This is a genomic window from Burkholderia sp. 22PA0106, from assembly GCF_047497155.1.
In the GTDB taxonomy this organism is placed as follows: domain Bacteria; phylum Pseudomonadota; class Gammaproteobacteria; order Burkholderiales; family Burkholderiaceae; genus Burkholderia.
The window spans coordinates 2,756,277-2,778,382 of sequence record NZ_CP163162.1 but is presented as its reverse complement, the minus strand read 5'-3'; the positions used below and the strand labels follow the sequence as shown (position 1 = coordinate 2,778,382).

At 68.2% G+C, this 22,106-nt stretch carries 21 protein-coding genes; 11 read left to right on the top strand and 10 right to left on the bottom strand.

The annotated features are described in order from the left end of the window. Positions 1 to 575 precede the first annotated feature (575 nt). Positions 576 to 1,781, top strand: coding sequence for a porin (locus tag AB4850_RS11935; RefSeq protein WP_414440009.1), 1,206 nt, complete (start codon positions 576 to 578; stop codon positions 1,779 to 1,781). 141 nt (positions 1,782 to 1,922) lie between these two features. Here AB4850_RS11935 and AB4850_RS11930 read toward each other — a convergent pair whose 3' ends face one another. The 3 genes from AB4850_RS11930 to alr all read right to left on the bottom strand — a co-directional run bounded on the left by AB4850_RS11930 (position 1,923) and on the right by alr (position 4,076). After that, a complete protein-coding gene (locus tag AB4850_RS11930; protein WP_414440008.1) occupies positions 1,923 to 2,141 on the bottom strand; it encodes a hypothetical protein in 219 nt (72 codons plus the stop codon). After that, positions 2,141 to 2,497 carry a hypothetical protein gene (locus AB4850_RS11925; protein WP_414440007.1) on the bottom strand — a complete coding sequence of 119 codons (357 nt, stop codon included), beginning with the start codon at positions 2,495 to 2,497 and terminating at the stop codon, positions 2,141 to 2,143. The genes AB4850_RS11930 and AB4850_RS11925 overlap by 1 nt, the downstream gene beginning before the upstream one ends. A gap of 448 nt (positions 2,498 to 2,945) precedes the next feature. Next, on the bottom strand, positions 2,946 to 4,076 hold the full coding sequence (alr, locus tag AB4850_RS11920; RefSeq protein ID WP_414440006.1) for an alanine racemase: 1,131 nt from the start codon (positions 4,074 to 4,076) through the stop codon (positions 2,946 to 2,948). A 469-nt stretch (positions 4,077 to 4,545) separates the two neighbouring features. On the opposite strand from alr, the gene AB4850_RS11915 reads away from it, so the two are divergent. The 5 genes from AB4850_RS11915 to AB4850_RS11895 all read left to right on the top strand — a co-directional run bounded on the left by AB4850_RS11915 (position 4,546) and on the right by AB4850_RS11895 (position 10,058). Next, complete coding sequence (locus AB4850_RS11915) at positions 4,546 to 4,929, top strand: DUF427 domain-containing protein (RefSeq protein ID WP_414440005.1); 384 nt, start codon at positions 4,546 to 4,548, stop codon at positions 4,927 to 4,929. A 146-nt stretch (positions 4,930 to 5,075) separates the two neighbouring features. Next, entirely contained in the window at positions 5,076 to 6,341 is a 1,266-nt protein-coding gene (gene egtB / locus AB4850_RS11910) for an ergothioneine biosynthesis protein EgtB (RefSeq protein ID WP_414440004.1), read from the top strand. 1 nt (position 6,342) lies between these two features. After that, on the top strand, positions 6,343 to 7,320 hold the full coding sequence (gene egtD / locus AB4850_RS11905) for an L-histidine N(alpha)-methyltransferase (RefSeq protein WP_414442018.1): 978 nt from the start codon (positions 6,343 to 6,345) through the stop codon (positions 7,318 to 7,320). Between the two features lie 147 nt (positions 7,321 to 7,467). Further along, positions 7,468 to 8,508, top strand: coding sequence for a bifunctional nicotinamide-nucleotide adenylyltransferase/Nudix hydroxylase (locus AB4850_RS11900; protein ID WP_414440003.1), 1,041 nt, complete (start codon positions 7,468 to 7,470; stop codon positions 8,506 to 8,508). 95 nt (positions 8,509 to 8,603) lie between these two features. Next, entirely contained in the window at positions 8,604 to 10,058 is a 1,455-nt protein-coding gene (locus AB4850_RS11895) for a nicotinate phosphoribosyltransferase (RefSeq protein WP_414440002.1), read from the top strand. An 88-nt stretch (positions 10,059 to 10,146) separates the two neighbouring features. Here AB4850_RS11895 and AB4850_RS11890 read toward each other — a convergent pair whose 3' ends face one another. The 3 genes from AB4850_RS11890 to AB4850_RS11880 form a co-directional block, all read right to left on the bottom strand. After that, complete coding sequence (locus AB4850_RS11890; protein WP_414440001.1) at positions 10,147 to 11,157, bottom strand: sterol desaturase family protein; 1,011 nt, start codon at positions 11,155 to 11,157, stop codon at positions 10,147 to 10,149. 11 nt (positions 11,158 to 11,168) lie between these two features. After that, on the bottom strand, positions 11,169 to 12,173 hold the full coding sequence (locus AB4850_RS11885) for a beta-propeller fold lactonase family protein (RefSeq protein WP_414440000.1): 1,005 nt from the start codon (positions 12,171 to 12,173) through the stop codon (positions 11,169 to 11,171). Positions 12,174 to 12,522: 349 nt separating this feature from the next. After that, positions 12,523 to 13,101: a TetR/AcrR family transcriptional regulator gene (locus tag AB4850_RS11880; protein ID WP_414439999.1), complete on the bottom strand. Its 579-nt coding sequence runs from the start codon at positions 13,099 to 13,101 to the stop codon at positions 12,523 to 12,525. Between the two features lie 89 nt (positions 13,102 to 13,190). Between AB4850_RS11880 and AB4850_RS11875 the strand changes: the two genes are divergently transcribed. The 3 genes from AB4850_RS11875 to AB4850_RS11865 all read left to right on the top strand — a co-directional run bounded on the left by AB4850_RS11875 (position 13,191) and on the right by AB4850_RS11865 (position 15,471). Continuing rightward, positions 13,191 to 13,610 (top strand): rubredoxin, encoded by a 420-nt coding sequence (locus AB4850_RS11875; protein ID WP_414439998.1) that lies wholly within the window; start codon positions 13,191 to 13,193, stop codon positions 13,608 to 13,610. A 256-nt stretch (positions 13,611 to 13,866) separates the two neighbouring features. Continuing rightward, positions 13,867 to 14,937 carry an AI-2E family transporter gene (locus AB4850_RS11870; RefSeq protein ID WP_414439997.1) on the top strand — a complete coding sequence of 357 codons (1,071 nt, stop codon included), beginning with the start codon at positions 13,867 to 13,869 and terminating at the stop codon, positions 14,935 to 14,937. Between the two features lie 162 nt (positions 14,938 to 15,099). Further along, the gene (locus AB4850_RS11865) at positions 15,100 to 15,471 is read left to right on the top strand and encodes a hypothetical protein (protein WP_414442017.1); all 372 of its coding nucleotides are present in this window, start codon (positions 15,100 to 15,102) and stop codon (positions 15,469 to 15,471) included. 193 nt (positions 15,472 to 15,664) lie between these two features. Here AB4850_RS11865 and AB4850_RS11860 read toward each other — a convergent pair whose 3' ends face one another. Then, the gene (locus AB4850_RS11860; protein ID WP_414439996.1) at positions 15,665 to 16,459 is read right to left on the bottom strand and encodes an SDR family NAD(P)-dependent oxidoreductase; all 795 of its coding nucleotides are present in this window, start codon (positions 16,457 to 16,459) and stop codon (positions 15,665 to 15,667) included. Positions 16,460 to 16,759: 300 nt separating this feature from the next. Between AB4850_RS11860 and AB4850_RS11855 the strand changes: the two genes are divergently transcribed. After that, entirely contained in the window at positions 16,760 to 17,536 is a 777-nt protein-coding gene (locus AB4850_RS11855; protein ID WP_414439995.1) for an alpha/beta hydrolase, read from the top strand. Between the two features lie 74 nt (positions 17,537 to 17,610). Here the strand turns inward: AB4850_RS11855 and AB4850_RS11850 are convergent, their stop codons facing one another. Both AB4850_RS11850 and AB4850_RS11845 read right to left on the bottom strand, forming a co-directional pair. Then, positions 17,611 to 18,477, bottom strand: coding sequence for an alpha/beta fold hydrolase (locus AB4850_RS11850; RefSeq protein WP_414439994.1), 867 nt, complete (start codon positions 18,475 to 18,477; stop codon positions 17,611 to 17,613). A gap of 142 nt (positions 18,478 to 18,619) precedes the next feature. Beyond that, positions 18,620 to 20,116, bottom strand: a complete 1,497-nt coding sequence (locus AB4850_RS11845) for a PLP-dependent aminotransferase family protein (RefSeq protein ID WP_414439993.1) — start codon at positions 20,114 to 20,116, stop codon at positions 18,620 to 18,622. Between the two features lie 96 nt (positions 20,117 to 20,212). On the opposite strand from AB4850_RS11845, the gene AB4850_RS11840 reads away from it, so the two are divergent. Next, positions 20,213 to 20,878 (top strand): pyridoxamine 5'-phosphate oxidase family protein, encoded by a 666-nt coding sequence (locus tag AB4850_RS11840; RefSeq protein WP_414439992.1) that lies wholly within the window; start codon positions 20,213 to 20,215, stop codon positions 20,876 to 20,878. Here the strand turns inward: AB4850_RS11840 and AB4850_RS11835 are convergent, their stop codons facing one another. Next, positions 20,879 to 22,036, bottom strand: a complete 1,158-nt coding sequence (locus tag AB4850_RS11835; RefSeq protein ID WP_414439991.1) for a hypothetical protein — start codon at positions 22,034 to 22,036, stop codon at positions 20,879 to 20,881. Positions 22,037 to 22,106: the final 70 nt, after the last annotated feature.

The window sequence follows — 22,106 nt, the reverse complement described above, 5'->3', positions numbered from 1 at the left end:
CAGGCCTACAAGCAGGCATGACCGGCTTGCCGCTGTTCGCGATCACGCGCCTGCCCGTGCGGCGTGTTCCAAGCCTTCCGTCTCCCGGCTGTACCTCCCGCCATCCGATCGTCCCGGCACGCGTCTGACGCGCTGCCGGGCGATGCCTCGTGCGCCCGTCGCCTGACGACGACATTGATGTCTTACGAATTCCGTTCCATCTGAAGAATTTGGAAAAGACTATGTAATGTCCGGCACTTTCGGCACGCACTGGAAATTAAGCGTTTGCGTAATCGCAATGGATGTTGCGCCGCAGTATCTCCGACACACTATGACAATTTGGTTACGGCCGATAGCAAGCGAAAAGTAAATCAGGGTTTATGCCGGGAAAGGTTTCGACGCTGGCCCTTTCAAATAAAAAACGCTTTGTGCAGCGCGCCTTAGCGCTAACCGTTTAGTGAATTCCCTCGTTGCAAACAGCCTACGACGCACATTTGATTGTTATTGAATCGTCAGCTTCTCGGTCAGAATGGCTCCCGCATGGAACTCGCCCATGCCGTGGGAAAAGACCAAAGAATCTTGAGGATGGAGAAGCAATGAAAAAGAACGTAGCGGTTGCCATGACGGCCATCGGTCTTGCAGTGCTGGCTACGGCCGCGCAAGCGCAGAGCAGCGTCACGCTGTACGGGATCGTCGATAACGGGCTGGCTTACCAGAACAGCAGCGGTGCGCTGGGTCAGACCTCGGGCGGCCATTCGTCGGTGAAGATGTCCACGGGCGTCTGGGCAGGCAGCCGCTTCGGCTTGAAGGGTGCGGAAGATCTGGGCGGCGGCACGAAGGCGGTCTTCACGTTGGAAGCGGGCGTGAACACGGCGAACGGCACGTCGCAATTCTCGGGCGGCATCTTCACGCGTCAGGCCTTCGTCGGCCTGTCGGATTCGAAGTACGGTACGTTGACGGCCGGCCGTCAGTACACGGCCTACTACACGCTGCTGTCGCCGTATAGCCCGACCACCTGGCTGACCGGCTATTTCGGCGCGCACCCGGGCGATATCGATTCGCTCGACACCAGCTATCGCGCGAACAACTCGCTCGTCTACATGTCGCCGAAGTTCTACGGCTTCACGTTCGGCGGTTCGTACTCGTTCGGCGGCCAGCCGGGCAGCGTCAACGCCGGCTCGACCTGGAGCGCGGGCGTGCAGTACATGAACGGCCCGCTCGGCGTGGCGGCGGCATTCCAGCGCGTGAACAACGCGGCGTCGGGCGGCGGCGCATGGAGCGCGAACTCCACCACCTCGAACGGCGGCGCGCAGGCAGCCGTCTCGGCGATCAACAACGGCTACATCACGGCGCAGGCGCAACAGCGCGTGGCCGTCACGGCGGGCTACCAGTTCACGCAGCAGTGGGACGTGTCGGTGTCGTACTCGAACGTGCAGTACATCCCGGGCTCGAACTCGACGTTCCGCAACACGGCGATCTTCAACACGGCCGGCGCCGTGCTGCACTTCAAGCCGGTTGCCGTGTGGGATCTGGCGGTGGGCTACAGCTACACGGCCGCCACGCTCGCCAACGGCGTCGCCAGCGCAGCGCGTTACCACCAGGTCACGGCATCGCAGTACTACAGCCTGTCGAAGCGCACGGGCCTGTACGCGGTCGAGGCCTACCAGCACGCGTCGGGCAACACGGTGTCGAACGGCCGCGTGATCGCCGCCACGGCATCGATCGGCGACGGCTTCAACTCCGTGCCGGCCACCAACAAGAACATGGTCGGCCTGGGCGTGGGTATCATCCACCGCTTCTAAGCCTCCGCCTGCGCGCGGCGCTTGGGCGTCGCGCACATGACGAAACGGGCAGCATCCGCGTTGGCGGGGCTGCCCGTTCTGCATTGGGGAGGCGGGAAGGTGCGCCGCTACGGGGGCGCGAGGCGATGCGGTGCTGGCCGCTCAGCCGTGGCTGTCGACCCAGGCGCGAGCCCAATCGAGGCCGGCGTGGCGCGCTTCGTCTTCGGTATCGAACACGCCGAGCACGCTCGATGCTTCGACGAGACGGTTGTTGCGAGTGATGGTGCCGCTGGCCGCGTAGCGGTCGGGCTGCATGATTTCTTCCTGCTGGAGGATGGCGTGCCCCCAGATCTGGTAGCCCTGGTAGCTTTCGGCTTCCATCAGCGCAGCACCTGGGCGCGCACGCCGCCCGGCGCGCCGACGCGCAGCACGTTGCCGTCCGGCGTGAACAGGCGGGGAATTTCCGGGGTGCCCGGCGCGGCATGCGGCGCCACGGCTTCGCCGACGCGCGGCTTCGTGGCGGCCTTCGCGGTGTCGAGCGCGGGCGGGCGCACGCCGGCATCCACCAGGCGCGGTGCGACGCGCTTGTGCTTCGTCGCTTTCGGCAGGCCGGCCTGCGTATCGCGATGGGCGCCGCCGCGCGATTCGGGCGGGTTCCAGATTTCGACGTAGCGGTCGCCTGCGAATGCCGGCGACGCAATCGCCAGCAACAGCAACCCGCATCCAACCAGTTTCATGTGTTCTCCGTGTTCGCCGGAATGGGCAAGGCCCGGTTCCGGGCTGGCCCGCGCGCTGCGCGGTGACCTCGCGCGGCGGGTGTCGGCCAGCGCGTGATTGTCTCACGGACGTACGGACGAACAGGCGATTTTTACCGCGGGCCGGGCGCCGAAAGACTGGATGAATATACAGTATTTCGAGAGGTGTGGCGATCGAAGAACAGACCGCTGGCTGCCGGCCCAGACGGGGCGCGGGTTCGGCGGGCGCGGGGCGCGGCGGGTGTTCGAACCATGCCCGACGAGCCGTGAGGCGCAGGCCGCAAGACCGTCGTGTGCGCGCGACGCCGCGGGACAATGCGGCCGGCCCGTGACAGGGCCGGCGGGGAATGATGCGCAGCGGCGCAACGGGGATGGCGCCAAGCATGCAGCCGGAATTCAATCGGAATTCAGCCGCGCATTCAACCGAACCTCAGCGCCCGTAGCTGCCGGTGCGCAGCGGCTGTGCGTCGTCGTGCGCCACCGCATCGCTCATCGGCTCGACCACCACCGGCACGCGCTGCGCGATCGCGCACATCAACTCGTAGCCGATCGTGCCGGACGCTTCCGCCACTTCGTCCACGTGCACTTGCTGCCCCCACAGCTCGACGTGCGAGCCGACCTTGGCGTCGGGGCAGGGCGTGAGGTCGACCGTCAGCATGTCCATCGACACGCGGCCCACCACGCGCGTGCGCACGCCGTCGACGGCGATGGGGGTGCCGGTCGGCGCGTGGCGCGGGTAGCCATCCGCGTAACCGCAGGCCACCACGCCGATGCGCATGGTTTGCGGGGCGGCGAAGCGGCGGCCGTAGCCGACGGTTTCGTCGGCCGCGAGGGTCTGCACGCCGATCAGCTTGCTGCTCAACGACATGGCCGGCTGCAGCCCGGTATCGGCGATGTCGCGCGCGATGCCGGTGGGCGACGCGCCGTACAGGATCGTGCCGGGGCGCACCCAGTCGCGATGCGCGGCCGGATGCCAGAGCACTGCGGCGGAATTCGACAGCGAGCGCTCGCCGGGCAGGCCTTCGGTGGCGGCGTCGAACACCTGCATCTGCCAGTCGGCCTGGCCTTCGTCGGCATTGGCGAAGTGCATCATCAACGCGATCCGGCCGATCGACGGCGCGGCCGCCGCGCGCCCCCAGGCCGCGCGGTAAGCCTCGGGCCGGAAGCCGAGCCGATTCATGCCGGAATTCATCTTCAACTGGATGTCGATCGGCTGCGACGGGCGCGCCGCTTCGAGCAGCGCGAGCTGTTCGTCGCCATGTACGGAGACGGTCAGGCGGTAGCGGTCGGCGGTGGCCACGTCGGCCGCGTCGAACACGCCTTCGAGCAGCAGCACCGGCTTGGTCCAGCCCAGCTCGCGCACGCGCACGGCCTCGTCGAGATCGAGCAGGGCGATGCCGTCCGCACTGGCCAGCGCCGGATAGATGCGCTCGATGCCGTGGCCGTACGCGTTGGCCTTCACCACGGCCCACACGCGGGCCGCGCCGGCGCGCTGGCGGATGACTTCGAGGTTGTGACGAACGGCGGCGGGGCGGATCTGGGCCAGGATCGGACGGGGCATGGTGTTCTCGGGCGGATTCGGCTTGAATGCGCGGCGCGGTGGCCTCGATCGGGCTTCGACCGGCGCTGGATCGCGCGTAACGTTGAATTGGCAGTGACGAGCGCCATCTTATTGGCTTTGAGGCAGTTTTATTTAATGTATTTGTGGATTTTTTGGTAAAGAGCGCCGGTTCGGCGGGCTTGGCACGGCCTTGTCCGGCGCCGTCGCAGGAACGGAAACTGCGAGATTTTCCGGACGGATCGAGCGCGTGGCATCGGTTGCTCGACCGATGGGCAAGCAGGCCGCCGCGCGGCATGCTGGCTCGCGAGCGAATTCATGAATGAGTTCGTTGAAGCAGCCGGATCGGCGTCGGTGCGGATGGACCATCCATCGCTACCATGGCGCGTCCGCGGCAGCCTCACACGACGTTCACGGAATCGACGTAAAGTGCGAGATTAATCCCATTGCGATGCCCCTGAAGGAGCGACCCATGTCCTCGTCAGACCGCCCCGTCCGGGTCCCCGGCCCCGATCATCCGATTACCGTTTCGCCCACCGGCGCGCAGGTGCGCGTGCTGGCCGGCGGCGCGCCGCTTGCCGATTCGCACGGCGCGCTGACCTTGCGCGAGGCGAACTACCCACCCGTGCAATACGTGCCGCGCGCCGACGTGGACATCACGCGGGTGGTGCGCAGCTCGCACACCAGCTACTGCCCGTACAAGGGCGAAGCCACGTATTACACGATCGTCGGCCTCGGCCCGCGCGGCGAAAACGCGATCTGGTCGTACGAAGCGCCTTATGACGCCGTGGCCCCCATTTCCGGCCACTTCGCGTTCTACCCCGAGCGCGTCGACGCGATCGAGATCGCGCCTTGAGCCGTTTTTCAACGATTGCGTAACCGTTGCCGCCGCTTGCACGAACTGACGTGCACCGGCGCGCCGGCGGACCGCGCGTCCTCCGCCTGACCGACCCGCCCGCTCGCCCGCGCGACCGGGCACCTCTCCCTCTCCGGAACGCCACGATGACCAAGAACGAACTGACGGCGCAAACGCTCGCGTCGACGCTGGAGCAGGACCTCAGCGAAGTCCGTCGCGCCAGCGTTGCGCTGGCCGCGCCACTGAGCGCCGAGGATCAGGTGCTGCAATCGATGCCCGATGCCAGCCCGACCAAATGGCACCTCGCGCACACCACCTGGTTCTTCGAGACCGTGATTCTCGAGCGCCGCCTGCCGGGCTACACGCCGTTCGATGCGCGCTATGCCTTCCTGTTCAACTCGTACTACGAAGCGCTCGGGCCGCGTCATGCGCGGCCGCAGCGCGGGATGCTGTCGCGTCCCACGCTCGACGAGGTGCACGCCTACCGCCGCCATGTCGATGCGCATCTGCTCGAACTGGTGCGCGGCGCGGATCTGCCGCTGCTGGTCGAGATCGCGCCCGAGATCGTGCTCGGGCTCAATCACGAGCAGCAGCATCAGGAGCTGTTGCTGACCGACATCCTGCATGCGTTCTCGGTCAACCCGCTGCGGCCGGCCTATCGCGACGACGGCGGCGCGCCGCGTCTCACGGGCGCGCCCGAACTGCCCGCCGATGCGCGCTGGCTCGCGCATCCGGGCGGCATCGTCGAGATCGGCCACGACGGCAACGGCTTCGCGTTCGACAACGAAGGCCCGCGCCATCAGGCGCTGGTGCGGCCGTTCGAGATCGCCGACCGGCTCGTCACGAATCGCGACTACGCGGCGTTCATGGCCGATGGCGGGTATCGCACGTCCGCGCTGTGGCTGTCCGACGGCTGGGCCGCGGTGCAGCGCGAGGGCTGGTGTGCGCCGGCTTACTGGCAGGCGTTGCCGGGCAGCGAGGACGGCGTGCAGGCGGGCGGCGATCCGCTGGCCGGCTGGCTCGGCTTCGGCCTCGACGGCACGCAGCCGCTCGACCCCGATGCGCCGGTCGCGCACCTGAGCTTCTTCGAGGCGGCGGCCTATGCCGAATGGGCCGGCGCGCGCCTGCCGACCGAGTTCGAATGGGAGGCCGCGTTCGGCCTGCCCGGCATCGCGCAGATGCTCGGCCACGTGTGGCAGTGGACGCGCTCGTCCTACGACCCGTATCCGGGCTTCCGCCCGCTGCCCGGCATCGCGTCCGAATACAACGGCAAGTTCATGGTCGGCCAGCAGGTGCTGCGCGGCAGCAGCATCGCCACGCCGAGCGGCCACGCGCGCCCGACCTACCGCAATTTCTTCCCGCCGGCCGCGCGCTGGCAATTCACAGGAGTGCGCCTTGTACGAGACCTCTGACCTGTTCCGCGCGAATCCGGGAGCGGCCCCCCGCACCCGCACCTCCAACCCGTTCGGGCGCGATCTGATCGATGCGCTGGCCACCCGGCCGCGCAGCATCTCGCCCAAATACTTCTACGATGCCGCCGGCTCCGCGCTGTTCGACCGGATCTGCGAGCTGCCCGAGTACTACCCCACGCGCACCGAGCACGCGATCCTCGAACGGCACGCGGCCGACATCGCCGCGGCGATCGGCGCCGATGCGAACCTGATCGAGTTCGGTGCCGGCTCGCTGTCGAAGATCCGCTTCGTGCTCGATGCGTGCCTGGCCGGCGAGCCGCCCGCGAGCTACGTGCCGGTGGACATCTCCGCCGCCTACCTGCGCGACGCGGCGCTCGCGCTGCGCCGCCATTACCCCGAACTCGCGGTGGAGCCGGTCGCGGCCGATTATCTGCAGGCCGAATCGATGCAGGCACTGGCGCGCGTGCCGGACCGGCGCGTGGGCATCTTCTTCGGCTCGACGATCGGCAACTTCTCGAACGACGAAGCCGATACGTTCCTGCGCCGCACGGCCTCGCTGCTGGCGGGCGGCGGGCTGCTGATCGGCGTCGACCTGGTGAAGGACACCGAAATCCTGAACCGCGCCTACAACGATGCGGCCGGCGTGACGGCGGCGTTCAACCTGAACCTGCTCGTGCGCGCGAACGCCGAACTGGGCGCCGATTTCGAACTCGCCGACTGGGCGCACCGCGCGTTCTACGATACCCACCTGCAACGCATCGAGATGCATCTGGTCAGCCGCCGCGATCAGACGGTGCACGTGAACGGCCGCGCGTTCGATTTCGTCGAAGGCGAGACGATTCATACCGAGAATTCGCGCAAGTTCACGGTGGACGGCTTCCGCGCGATGGCCGAGCGCGCGGGCTTCGTGCCGGGCGCGGTGTGGACCGATCCGGCCGGCCTGTTCAGCCTGCACTGGCTGGCCAGCCCGGCGAAGTAACGGTTCGAGATCCGAAGTAACGAGGCGCGCCCGGCCTGCGTCGGGCGCGCCTGGAAATTCGAATTGACGTTCGGTGTGCGATCGAATTACGATGGCAGCCAGTTTCCGGGATAGACCCGGAGCACTTCACACTCTTGAGGGAGCCTCATGAGCACGCAGTCCAGGCGCTTCGACGCGCTCGTTTTCATCGGCCGTTTCCAGCCGCCTCACCGTGGTCACCTCGATGTCCTGAAAGCCGCCTTGGCGCAATCGCCGCGCGTTTGCGTGCTGATCGGCTCGACCGACCGCCCGCGCACCATCAAGGATCCCTTCTCGTTCGACGAGCGCCGCCAGATGCTCGAATCGCTGCTCGACGACAGCGAGCGCGCCCGCGTGAAGATCGTGCCGGTGCAGGATTCCACCTACAACGACACCGATTGGGTGCGCTGGGTCCAGCAGTCGGTGGCCGGCGCGCTTGGCGGCGATGCGGCGCAGGCGAACATCGGCCTGATCGGCCACGAGAAAGATGCTTCCTCGTACTACCTGCGCATGTTTCCGCAATGGCCGTTCGTCGAGGTCGAGCCGAGCGAGGATATTTCGGCCACCGAAATTCGCGAGCAGTATTTCGCCGAGCGGCCCAACAGCTTCGTGTCGTGGGCCGTGCCCGCGCCGGTGTTCGCGTGGCTGGAGGCGTTCCACACGCGTCCCGAGTTCGCGCAGCTCAAATCCGAAGCCGAATTCATCGCCGCGTATCGCAGGAAGTGGGCGGCCGCGCCGTATGCGGTCACGTTCGTGACCGTCGATGCGGTGGTGGTGCACTCCGGTCACATCCTGCTGGTGCGCCGCCGCAGCGCGCCGGGGCAGGGGCTGTGGGCGCTGCCGGGCGGTTTCGTCGAACAGGACGAACGGCTCGACGCGGCCTGCATCCGCGAACTGCGCGAGGAAACCGGCCTCAAGCTGCCCGAGCCGGTGCTGCGCGGTTCGCTGAAGGATCGCCAGGTGTTCGACCATCCCACGCGCTCGCTGCGCGGGCGCACCATCACGCACGCGTCGCTGTTCCACTTCCCGACCGGCGACCTGCCGCGCGTGAAGGGCAGCGACGACGCCGACAAGGCGCGCTGGGTGCCGCTCAACGAGTTCGAGACGATGCGCGACCGCATGTTCGAGGATCACTTCGACATCGCGTATCACTTCCTCGGCAAGCTGTAACGTTTCTCCGCATCCCCCGCCCGGCGCGAGCCGGGCGCGTTTGGTCCGCCGGGACAGACCCGGCGGCTTCCCCCCGGTCCAGAGGAGCTCTGACCATGCAAACCGCAGACGCCGGCGGCCTCGCCGCGATTCTCGCCAATCCGATTCTCGATACGGATTCCTACAAGGCTTCCCACTTCCTGCAATATCCGCCCGACGCCACGGCGATGTTTTCCTACATCGAATCGCGCGGCGGCCGCTATGCGCGCACGCTGTTCTTCGGGCTGCAGATGCTGCTCGAGACGCACCTGAGCCGGCCTGTCACGCACGCGATGATCGACGAGGCGCGCGCGTTCTTCGCGCTGCACGGCGAGCCGTTCAACGAGGCCGGCTGGCGGCGCGTGGTGGAGAGATACGACGGCTACCTTCCGCTGCGCATCCGCGCGGTGCCGGAAGGCTCGGTGGTACCGGTCGGCAACGTGCTGATGACGGTCGAGTGCGACGATCCCGAGCTGTTCTGGCTGGCTTCGTATGTCGAAACGATTTTGCTGCGGATCTGGTACCCGGTCACGGTGGCCACGCGCAGCTGGCACCTGCGCCAGACGATTCGCGGCTATCTGGAGCGCGGCGACGACGATCTCTCGCAACTGCCGTTCAAGCTGCACGATTTCGGCTCGCGCGGCGTGTCGAGCGCGGAATCGGCCGCGATCGGCGGCGCGGCGCACCTGGTCAGCTTCATGGGTTCGGACACGGTGCTCGGCGTGCTGGCCGCGAACCGCTGCTACCGCGAGCCGATGGCCGCCTATTCGGTGCCGGCCGCCGAGCACAGCACCATCACCGCATGGGGCCGCGACGGCGAGGCCGACGCGTATCGCAACGTGCTGGCGCGTTGCGGCAAGCCGGGCGGCCTCGTCTCGGTCGTGTCGGACTCCTACGATCTGTTCGCCGCGCTCGACCTGTGGGGCGGCCCGCTGCGGCAGGCCGTGATCGATTCGGGCGCGACGCTGGTGGTGCGGCCCGATTCGGGCGATCCGCAAACCATCGTGCTGCGCACCGTGCGCGCGCTCGACGCGTCGTTCGGCTCGACGGTCAACGGCAAGGGCCGCCGCGTGCTGAACCATGTGCGCGTGATTCAGGGCGACGGTGTCAACGAGGCCTCGATCGAGGCGATCCTGGCGGCGCTCGACGCGGCCGGCTATTCGGCCGGCAACGTGGTGTTCGGCATGGGCGGCGCGCTGTTGCAGCAGGTCGATCGCGACACGCAGCGCTTCGCGATGAAGTGCTCGGCGATCCGGCGCGGCGAGGCGTGGCAGCCGGTCGGCAAGGATCCGGTCACCGATCCGGGCAAGCGCTCGAAGCAGGGGCGGCTGACGCTGCAGCGTCACCGCGCGACGGGCGACTATCGCACCGTCGCGCTGCCGGCGCAGTGGAGCGACCGCAGCATCGAAGGCGAATGGGAGGAGGCGCTGCACACCGTGTTCGATACGGGGCGGCTGCTCGAGGAAACGACGCTGGCCGAGGTGCGTGCTCGCGCGCATGCGGGGGAAACGCTGGCGGCGGCAGCGGCCTGATCTATCGGCAAGCGTGAAAAAACGCCGGCGCAGCGATGCGGCCGGCGTTTTTTATCGTGTCGCAGCGTGCTGCGAGACGAGCGCCGCCTCAGGCCGAACGCGCCATGAACGCACGGCGGCACGCAAGACGCACGCGCGCCGCGATCCTTACCAGCGCCAGCCCGTTCTGCGCCCACACGCCCATCCCATAGTCGCGCCCCGGCCCGGCCGCGCTCGCGAGCTGATCCGAGATGCCGGTCGGCTCGAGCTTGCGGGTCCAGTCGGCTGTGCGAAACAGCATGTCCCACCACGGGAACAGCACGCCGAAATTGCAGCCGTAAGCCACGCCGGTGTGGCCGTATTCGACCGCGTGATGGCGGCGATGAAACGCCGGGCTGACGATCAAACGCTCCAGCAGCGGCCCGTAGGCGATTCGCGCATTGACGTGTTGAATGCTCTGCAAGGTATTGCTGACCGCCACCAGCACCACGTATTGCCCCGGCTGCACGCCGATCAGCAGCGCCAGCAGTGCGAAGAACGCGCCCTGCACGACCACGTCGACGAAGTGATTGCGATCGTCGTTCCAGAACGACATGCGCTGCTGGCTGTGATGCACGGCATGCAGCTCCCACCACACGCCGAAGCGATGCTGCCAGCGGTGATACCAGTAGCCGGCGAAATCGAGCGCGACCACGTAGATCGCGAACGACACGAGCGGCTGGTCGGACACGCCGGGCCAGAACTCGTCGAGGTTGACGTTCCAGACGCGGTGCACCTGCATCCAGGTTTCGGCGTGATTGAACAGCGGTTGCAGATAGACGAAGAACAGCCCGTTCACCACGCCGAGCTTGGCGATCCAGGTGTACCAGATGTCGGCGCGCACCGGCCGGCGGTCGGGCCAGCGTTCGAGCGGCCGCCAGGCTTCGAGCGGGCGCAGCACCGCCCAGGTCAGCGCGATCTCGCACACGGCCACGATTACCCAGTACAGCGCATCGTAGATGTCCTCGTCGTAGTCCATCAGATGCACATGGAACAGCAGCGGCTGCACCAGATCGACGAACACGCCGGTTTGCACGGCGCCGATCAGGTTGTCGGCCGAAGCCAGCAGCGTATCGAGCATGACGGCCTCCGTCAGTCGGGGTTCGGCGCGTAGACGGGCGCGCGATCGGCGAAGAACAGGCCGTGCGGCGAGCGGCCCACGGCGATCGTGGTGACCAGCTTGCGCGTGCTCAGGTCGATCACGCCCACATGACGCGAGAAGCGGAACGTGACCCACAGGAAGCGCTTGTCGGCCGACAGTTCCATGTCGTCGGGGCCGGGCATCAGGCCGGTGATGTCGCCGGTGTTGGTCAGCGCGGTGTAGTCGAGCACGCTGATGGTGCTGTCCACGCGGTTCGTGACGGCCACGTGGCGGCCATCGTCGAGCGAGCGGAAGTTGTGCGCGCCGCGCCCGGTGTGGATCTTCTTCACCACCTGATGCGTGACGCAATCGACCACCGCCACGTCGTCCTCGCCGGTCATGCCGACCAGCAGATAGCGATTGCCCGGCGTCATCCACAGGCCGGCCGGGTCCTGCCCGACGTGCATGCGCCAGTCCACCGTTTGCGTCGGCAGGTCGATCGCCACCACCTCGCCCGACTCCTGCAGCGTGACGTACACGGTGCGGTTGTCCGTCGAGAACGTCATGTGGCTCGGCATTTTCGCGAGCGGCAGGCGCTTGGCGAGCGTGAAGTGCAGCGGCGCGTCGTAGTGGTAGATATCCACGCGATCGAGCCGCAGCGCGTTCGTGACGAACCAGTGGCTGTCGGGCGAGAAGCCGAGCTGATACGGATCCTCGATGTCCTGCAGCGTGCCGATGACGCGGCCGGTCGGCGGGTCGACGAACATCAGGCTGTCGGACACGGAGTTCGCCACGATCAGCGTCTTGCCGTCGGGCGTGATCATCAGGTGATGCGGTTCCTTGCCGGCCGGCAGAGTGTCGACCACCTTGCGGGTGGCTTCGTCGATCAGGTTGATCCTGGCTTCGCCCGAATCGAGCACGATGACGTTGTCGGCGTGGGCGGCGAGCGGTGCGCCGGCGGCGCAGCACAGGGACAGCAGCAGCACGCGCAGGCGCGCGGCGGGGGAACGGAACATCTTGGACTTCCTGAGGCGGGCGTGAGGTAAGCGGAGCCGTGCGGCGCGGCTCGGGCGAGCGCGCGCACGGCAGACGCGCAAGTTACCGGCTGCGTATTCAGGCGTCCAATGCATTGTGCGGATGAGACGATGCGCTGCGCGTATGAGTGGAACAATCGCGGCGAGCTTGCGCCGCAGCGCGTTACGGCGCGCAGCAATGCAGGGGAAATCGAAGGTCGCGTGCAAGCGGATCGACGGCGTGACGCAGGTTCGGTGGAAGCGTGGTTGAAAGTCGCCGGGAAGAATCGAGCGCGAATGGTTGTGCGTGAAACAAGTTGCCTATGCAACGATGGGCGCCCGATGCAGGGCTTCAGCGCAGCGTGCCGAACACGCCACCGAGCGCGGTGCGCAGCAGGTCGCCCGAGGTCGGCCGGCTCACGAAGCTCATGGCCGGCGCGTAAGTCAGCTCGAAGATCAGCGCGCCCACCGTTTCCGCATCGATCCGCAACGCCGGGTCGAGCGCGAGCAGCCGCTCGCCGAGCGTGCGCCAGTGCGAGCGCAACACGGCTTCCTGCGATTCGCGGAAGGTATCGGCGGGTTTGGCGTGGCGCGCGTATTCGAGGATCAACAGCGGCCAGTTGCCTTCGCGCGAATGCCGGTCGGCCCATGCGGCGATCCGGTCGATCGCCTCGGGCAAGGCGGCCGCGCCGTCGATCGCCGCGTGCAGATCGGCGAGGCTGCGCTGGCCGTGCGCCTCCAGCACTTCGAGAAACAGCGCTTCCTTGCCCTGGAAGTTCGAGTACACCGCGCCCTTGCTGAAGCCGGCCACTTCCGCGATACGGTCGAGCGAGGTGGCCGCGTAGCCGTCGCGCGCGAACATCGCGACCGCGACCTCCAGCAGCTTGATGCGCGTTTGCGCCTGACTTGCCTCGCGGGTCAGCCTCGCCATGCCTGTCTCCCAGTGGAATGAGTGGGTGTTGGTTGAATGCCCGTCAGTATACAGATACCATTCGGTATTTGAATCGACTGGTTTGTCTTATGTACAAGAAAGGAACCGCCCTGGAATTGCAGTTTTCGCCGCGCCGGCTGACCGGCGAGACCGGCCAGCCGTTGCAGATCGAACTGGCCGCCGACGAAGCCGACCGGCTCTACCACGCGCTCGACGCCTATCTGGCCGGCAATCCGGTGCAGGGCATGGAGCCGCTCGTGCTCAGTCTCGACGACGCCGATGCCGATGACGATGCAACCGCCGTACCCGCCAACGCCAGCGAAGGCGCCGCGCCGGCCACCGATTTTCAACAGTTCGTTTGCCTGATCTGCGGCTGGATTTACGACGAGGCGATCGGCGACCCCGAGCACGGCCTCGCGCCCGGCACCCGCTGGGAGCAGGTGCCCGACGACTGGCGCTGCCCGCTGTGCGATGTCGGCAAGGAAGATTTCGCGTTGATGGCGTTCTGATCGAACCCGAACCCGAACATGCACGAGGCGGGGCGTGCAGCGCGCGCCTGCCGCGCCTGCCTCGCGACAGGCGGCGGCGGGCTCAAGCACCGATGACGAGGCGTGCAACGCGCCTTTCCCGCCCACCCGCCGCGCGCCTTGCAATGACCTCACCCATCGCCACCTTCCTTTGGCGTTTTGCAAGCCGCCCGCGATCGTCCTTTAAGATGGCGGCACGGCCTTGTTTTGCCGCCCCTTTTTCGATGAGAGTGTCCCGATGAGTCAAGTCCCCCGTCCGACGCCGGATGCCGCGCGTCCCAAGGCGCAGGCGATCGCGCTCGCCGCGCTCTACACAGTGCTCGTCGCGCTGGCCCTGTGGGTAATCCGCGCCTTCCTGCCCGCCGTCGTCTGGGCCGGCGTGATCGCCATCGCGCTGTGGCCGGCGCTGCGGCGGATCAACGGGGTGCGCTGGCTGACCGGGCGCAAGACGCTGGTGGCGGTGCTGCTGACCTCGGCGGTCGGCCTGCTGCTGGTGGTGCCGGTGGCGGTGGCCGTGGTGCAGGCCGCGGCCCAGTTCCACGACGTGTTCGCCTGGGTGCGCGACGCGCGCACCAACGGCATTCCGCTGCCCGACGCGGTCAATCACCTGCCGTTCGGCGCGCAGCAGGTCAGCGCGTGGTGGCAGGCGCATCTGGCGCAGCCGCTGCACGCGCCGACCGGCGTGAAGGGCATGAACGGCGAGGCCTTCGTCAGCTACGGCAGGGCGTTCGGCTCGCACATCGTGCATGCGGCCGTGCTGTTCGGCTTCATGCTCGTCACGCTGTTCGTGATCTTCCAGGGCGGCCCGCGCGTGTCCGATTCGCTGCTGCGCGGCGTTCGGCGCGCGTTCGGCGAGAACGGCGCGTCGCTGATCCAGCGCATGGCTTCGGCCATCTACGGCACGGTGACGGGCCTCGTGGTGGTGGGGCTGGGCGAGGGCGCGTTGCTCGGCGTGGCCTACGCGTTCGCCGGCGTGCCGCATGCGGCGCTGCTCGGGCTGGTCACGGCGGTGGCCGCGATGCTGCCGTTCTGCGCGCCGGTGGTGTTCAGCGGCGCGGCGATCTGGCTGTTCATCGTCAAGGGCGCGGCGGCCTGGGCGATCGGGCTGGCGGTGTTCGGCTTCGTGGTGGTGTTCATCGCCGAGCACTTCATCCGCCCGGTGCTGATCGGCGGCTCGGCGCGGCTGCCATTCCTGCTGGTGCTGTTCGGCATCCTCGGCGGCGCGGAAACCTTCGGCCTGCTCGGCCTGTTCATCGGCCCCGCGCTGATGACGGTGCTGACCGTGCTGTGGACCGAATGGATCGATTGAGCACGCGCCCGCCACGCGCGGGCGGTTTTCTGGCGCGCTATTCTTGTGCGCGCAACCACTTGGCGCCGCGCGCCGTTCTCAACAGAATTCAACATAAAGGACCGCAAGGTGCTTTAGGATGCGTGGATGACAACCGATCGCGCCGCCCGGGTTCTATCCGGCATGCTGCCCACGCCCCCGCGTTCCTCCATCGCCGTGCTGCCGGTCGCTGCGAGCCTGCTGTTGTCCGGCTGCTCGTGGTTCGGCTGGCTGCATCCCTCGTTCTCCTACGCGCGCCTGCCGGTGCCGAAGGCGGCGTCGCAACACGGTGCGACCCAGCAGCGCGTGGTGGGCGCCGGCGGCAATCCGTCCAGCGTCTGGATGGTGCGCAGCGGGACCGGCGTTTGCTACAACTACATGCTCCAGCACGGCAACGAGCACCAGCCGTACTACGTGGTGTTCGACCGCCACGGCTTCGTCACGCATCATGGCTTCGCCACCTGCATGGAAGCCGATCGCAAGGGTTTGCTGCGTCGCGCGGCGCCCGCCGCCTGAGCTTTTCGGGCTGTTGAGCGCTTAAGCCTACCGAACCACCGAGCTTTCGCGCTTTCGAGCGGAAAGGGCGCCGCGGCCGGCGCGGGCCATGCCGCTTGCGCCGTGCTGTCAGGCCTTGCCGGGTTTCCAGGCGGCCGAGGCTGCTTCCCACGCCGCTGCCGGCAGCGCAACCCGGCCCGCCGCCTCCTCGAACTCAAGCCAGCGTATCCACCACCCCGCCATCCACGCGCAACGCCGCGCCCGTGGTGGCCGACGCCTGCTGCGAGCACACGTACACCACCAGGTTCGCCACCTCCTCGGTCGTGGCCGGGCGCTGCAGGATCGAGCTGGGGCGCTGCGTGCGCACGAATTCCACCGCCACTTCGTCGACCGTCTTGCCTTGCTGATCGGCGCTGTCCTTGAGCATCGCCTTCACGCCTTCCGACAGCGTCGGCCCCGGCAGCACCGAGTTGACCGTCACGCCGCTGCCGGCCGCGAGCTTGGCGAGGCCGCGCGCGATCGACAACTGCGCCGTTTTCGAAAACCCGTACTGGATCATGTCGGCCGGGATGTTCAGCGCCGATTCCGACGAGATGAACACCACACGCCCCCAGTCGCGCTCGAGCATCGCCGGCAGGTAGTGGCGCGAGAGCCGCACGCCCGACATCACGTTCATCTGGAAGTAGTGCTCCCATTCGTCGTCGTCGATGTCGAAGAACGGCTTCGGGCCGTAGATGCCGGCGTTGTTGACGAGGATATCGACGTGCGGCGCAGCTTCGGTCAGTTGCTTGACGCCGGCCGCGTGCGACAGGTCGGCGGCCACGCCCGAGGCGGCGACGCCGGGCACCGACGCGCGCAGCGCCGCGAGCGCGGCCTCCACCGAGCGCTCGCTGCGGCCGTTGACGATCAGCGTCGCGCCGGCGCGGGCCAGGCCGTCGGCGATGGCGTAGCCGATGCCGCCCGTCGAGGCGGTTACCAGCGCGGTCTTGCCAGTCAGGTTGATCTGCATGAGAAAGACTCCGGAAAGGGTGTTGTAACGAAGGCAGGCGGCGAGCCGCTGGCGGCCTGCGGGTGGACGACGAACCGTGTGTCAGGTTAGACGAATCGGCGCATGCCCGTGCGCACGCCGTCCGCTGCCTGCCGAGCCACCCGATCCGGTGCTTCGGCGCGGCCGCAAAAAATATTTTGGATGACGCTGGAATAAAACGCGAGGTGCTTGTGTTCGCCCATTTGTACCGCAGCGTTTCCTGGCCTCTCAGGCAAACGAAGCGTTCCACTCCCCTCAATGAAGTGTTTCCGGAGAAGTCAGATGAAGCTGAAATCCTTGATCGCCGCCACCCTCGCCTGCACCGCCCTGACGGGCGCCGCCACGGCCTTCGCGCAGGACAACACGGCCGCCGCGCCGATCAAGAACGTGGTGCTGGTGCACGGCCTGTACGCCGACGGTTCGAGCTGGGCCAAGGTGATTCCGCTGCTGCAGGCCAAGGGCCTGCACGTCACGGCGGTGCAGAACCCGACCACCTCGTTCGACGCCGACGTGGACGCGGTCAAGCGCGCGCTCGCGCAACAGGACGGCCCGACGCTGCTGGTCGCGCACTCGTACGGCGGCATGGTGATCAGCCAGGCCGGCGACGATCCGAAGGTCAAGGGCCTGGTGTATATCGCGGCGCGCGCACCCGATGCCGGCGAGGATTACCCGGCGCTGACCAAGAAATTCCCGGCCGCCCAGGCGTCGGCGGGCCTGCAATGGTCGCAGGACGGTTTCGGCAAGCTGTCGGAACAGGCCTTCGTGCATGATTTCGCGGGCGATCTGCCGGCGTCGGAAGCGCGCGTCTATTACGCGGTGCAACAGCCGATGGGCAAGCCGATCACGATGGCGAAGACCACCGTTGCCGCGTGGCACGACAAGCCGACCTGGTACGCGGTGTCGACCGAAGACCGCACGATCAACCCCGATCTCGAACGCTTCATGGCGCAGCGCATGCACGCGCACACGATCGAGATCCAGTCGAGCCACGTGTCGCTGCTCTCGCATCCGGCCGCCGTGGCGAACCTGATCATCGAAGCGACCGGCGAAGCGAAGTAAGCGTTGCAGTAGGCAGGAAACGGAGGCGAGGATCGGCGCGGGTGCGTCGATCCTTGCTTTCGCACTCCGAAGTATCAGGCGGGCGGCGCGACGCTGCGCATCCAGTGGGCGATGCCGCTCACCACCTGTTTCTCGATGCCGAAATAGCCGTGCGGCGACAACGAGCTGCACGGGTTCGACGACTGGGCCACGCCGCCTTCCACGCGCAGCACGGTGGCCGTGGTGTGCGACATCGACCGGGCGATTTCGTCGGCGCGCGCAGGCGGCGCGACGGTGCAGGCATCGTCGCGGTTCGCCACCACCAGCGCCGGCGCGCGCACGCGCTCTGGCCGCGCGTCGAACACCGTCTCACCCGAATGCCCCACCACCGATACCGATTCGGTCAGCACGATGCCGGCCAGTTCGCCGTCGCGCGCGGTCGAGCCGGCTGCCATCGCCGCGATCGAGCCCTGGCTGGTGCCCATCGCCCACAGCGGCTGGTCGGTCAGCGTGTGCGCGTATTCGAGAATCTCGCGCAGCACTTGCCGGTAGGCCTCGGTGCTGCGCTCGCCGCGCAGCGACTTGGTGCCGATCGCATCGACGATCACCACGCCGTAGCCGAGCCGCGCCCACAGCTCGCGGGTTCGCACCACGAAGTTGTTGTCGTGGCGCAGCGTGCCGTCGCGCTCGATGCCGACGTCGCCCGCGCCGCCCGGAAACATCACGATCACGCCGCGCATCGGGCCGGCCGGGCCATAGAACAGCACGCGCTGATGTTCGCCGCCGGGCAGCGGCAGATCCTGCACGGCGCTGCGCGTGGCGAAGTCGGCGGCGCTGGCGGCCGCCGTGGCGGGCGGCGGCGTGTCGCCGTCGCGTGTGAGGCGGTGCGCGCTGGCGCTGCCCGCAAGACCGAGCGCGAACAGCGCGCCCGCAACGACCGACAACCGGAACCGACGATTCATTTCTTGACCACCGAGTGTGCTGGAGCCCTGACAGGGACGTGACGACTGGGCGACAAGCCTACGCCACGAGCGGGCGGTCTGACCAATATGTTTTGGCGTACGCAGCAATATCGATGGCGTATGCCAGTGCGCCGGCTCGCGATCAGGCCGCGTGTCGCGAGCGGGTCGCCCGGCACGCGTCGTCGATCGCGCGTTCGAGCCGCGTCACGCCGGCCTCGATCGATTCGACCGGCACGCTGCCGTAACCGAGCACCAGGCCGTTGTAGGGCGCGATATCGGTGCCGGGCAGGCAGAACGGCGAGAGCGGGCGCAGCACGAGATCGTGCGCGGCGGCCGTGCGCGCCACCTCGAGGTCGGACACCGGGGCGTCGAGCCGCGCCGACAGATGCATGCCGCCATCGCCCGCCGAGACCGTGAGCAGGCCGCCGAGGCGGCGCGTGAGCGTGTCGTGCAGCACGTCGCGGCGCTCCGCGTAGACGCGCCGCATGCGGCGCAGATGGCGGCTGAAATGCCCGGCCTCGATGAATTCGGCGAGCGCCAGATGATCGGCGAGCCGGCCGCGCGGCGATAGCGCAGACGACACGTGTTCGAGCGCCGGCGCGATCGCGTCGGGCGCCACCACGAAGCCGATCCGCAGCGCCGGGAACATCACCTTGCTGAAGGTGCCGAGGTAGATCACCGGCGCGTCGCGCACCGCGCTCTGCAACGCGGCCAGCGGCGTGCCGTGATGGCGGAATTCGCTGTCGTAGTCGTCCTCGACGATCCACGCGCCGGCGTCGCGCGCGGCCTGCACGAGCGCGACGCGCCGCTCCTGCGACATCACCGCGCCGAGCGGGTACTGATGCGAGGGCGTGATGTAGATGAGCCGCGGCGGTGCCTCGCGCCATTGCGCCGGTTCGGGCGCGAGGCCGTGCGCGTCGACCGGAACCGGCACGAGTTGCAGCCCGGCCGCCTGCAGGGCCACGCGCGCACCGCCGTAGCCGGGGTTCTCGATCCAGGCGATGTCGCCCGCGTCGGCGAGCGCACGCGCGCACAAGTCGAGCCCATGTTGGGAACCGTCGGTGATCAGTACCTGCTCGGCCTCGCAGGACACGCCGCGCGACACGCGCAGGTAGGTGGCGATGGCCTGGCGCAGCCGCAGGTTGCCGGCGCCCGGCTGATAGTCGAGCTGGGCCGGGCCGACGCGCCGCCACGCGCGTTCCACCGCGCGCCGCCAGGCCGCCAGCGGAAACGCGTCGAGCGCCGGCACGCCGGGCACGAATGCGCCGGTGGCATACGGGCGATCGGCCTGCCGGCTCAGGCTGGCCGCGCGTTTCGACAGCGGCGGCAGGGCCAGCGGCGCGGCCTGATCGGCGCGCGCGGGCGGCAGTCCGGTGCGGGCCACGCGCGTGCCTTGCCGGTCGGCGATCACGAAGCCTTCCGCGCCGAGCCGCTCGTAGGCGTGCAGCACCGTGTTGCGCGCGATGCCGAGCGCCTCGGCCAGCGTGCGCGAGGAGGGCAGCGCCGTGTCTGCGTCGATGCGGCGTTGCAGGATCGCCTCGCGCAGGCTGGCGTAGAGGCTGTGCTGGCGCGTCGGGCGGCTGTCGCCGTGAAGCGAGGCGGGAGCGCTGGCCGTCGACAGCAGAACGCGGAAATCCATCGTGGTTCCAAAAAAGAGAGGGAAGCTGGATCTACGCATGGTGCCATGATTTCCGTATCGTCCGGAATCTTCCCCCTTGTTTTATGGAGTTACGCCATGACCGACGCCGCCGCGCCCACCGATCGCACCCGCATCCGCCGCGTGGCGCAACGCGCCGGCTACGAACGCACGACGCTCGAGGCGATCGTCGATGCGGCGCATGTCTGCCACGTCGCGTTCGCCGATTCGAACGGCGTGCACTGCATTCCCACCGCATGCTGGCGCGATGGCGCGCACCTCTATATCCACGGCTCGAACGGCAGCCGGATGCTGAAGCTGGCCGCGTCCGGCGCGCAGGCCTGCGTGACGATCACGCACCTCGACGGCCTCGTGCTCGCGCGCTCGGCGTTCAATCATTCGATGAACTATCGATCGGCGATGATCTACGGCTGCTTCGAGGTGGTGCCCGATGCCGACAAGGCGCGCGTGCTCGACGTATTCCTCGACCAGCTCGCGCCGGGGCGCAGCCGCGAGGCGCGGCCGGGCAATGCGAAGGAACTGGCGGCCACCACGGTGCTGCGGATCGGCTTCGACGAAGCCGTGACGAAGGTCCGTACCGGCGGCCCGAACGACGACGAGGCGGACCTCGGCCTGCCGGTGTGGGCCGGCGTGCTGCCGTTCGGCGTGGCGCGCGTCGCGCCGGTGCCCGATGCGGGGCCGGGCGCGATGCCCGACGCCGTGCCCGGCTATGTGCGGGAATGGGAAGCGGCCATCGTGGCCTGATCAGTCGGCCGTGTCGCCGCTCTTCGGCACCTTGCGCCAGGCCGCGCGGCCCGGCAGCGGCGACCACGCCGGGCGTTTCGCCGCGGAGGTATCGACCACCACGAGGTAGCGGCCCGCGTCGGGCGTGGCCTCGCGCGGCGCATCGCCGTCGTGCAGCACGCGCGGCACCTCGCCTTCGGCGGCGCGCGTTTCGTAGTCGGCATCGAGAATGCCATGCCGGTCGAGAAACGCATTGAGCGAGCCGGGAATCCGCACGCAGCCCTTCGAGTGACGGATGCCGAGCAGCGGCTCCAGCTTGTCGGGGTCGGTGGAGTGCATCTGGAAGCGCATCGGCGACATGCCGCCCTTGCCCCAGCCGCGCTGGCCGTCCACCCAGCCGAAATCGAAGATGCGGCGGCCGCGCGCGCCGTAGCCGCGGATGCCGTTCTCGTTCTCGGTGCCTTCCGCACGGAAATCCATGTTGACGGGCGAGTGCTCGAACACGCCGGTCGGCGACACGAAGTGGTCGTACTGGCCCGGCATGCCGGTGCCGACCGGCGACGCACCGATCCATTCCCACTGGTTGGCCGGCGTCGTGCGGAAATAGACCATCAGCGCCTGCACGTTGCGCGCGCGATCGACCAGCACCACGTATTCGCCGGCCAGATCGGCGTGGCCTTTCGCGGCCAGCGCCTGTTGCAGGCGCAGTGCATAGGCATGCTGAACATCGGCGGGCACGTCGAGCCGGCGCGTGACTTCGCTGGCATAGGCGTTGCGCATCGCGACGGCGCGCTTCGTGATCGCGATGGCGTCGTCGGCATTGGCCGGCGCCGGGTGGAACACGGGCGGCGGCAGCACGGCGGGGACTTCGGGGGCTTCCGTGGCGGAGGCGGCGGAGGCCGGTGTCGATGCCGCGCTTGAAGCCGGTGCGCCCGACGCGGCGATTGCGGCACTCGCGGCGGATGACGTGCCGGAAGAGGCATGGGCCGGTTTGGCGGCGGCATGCGCGGAAGCGGAAGCGCTCGCGGCAGCCGCGCTGCTGGCGGCATCCTGGGCGAGTGCTGGCGGGGCGACGCCAGCGGCCGCGCTCGCGCACAGCCAGACGAGCAGGGCGGCGCCGCGCACGCGGTGTACGGCGGCGGTGGAGAGTCGGGGCGACGGGGCGTCGAAATCTCGCATCACATGGCCTCGGCAAGGAAGAGTCGATACCGGTGAGGCAGGGCTCGCCCGATTTCGTTCGGCCGGGGTT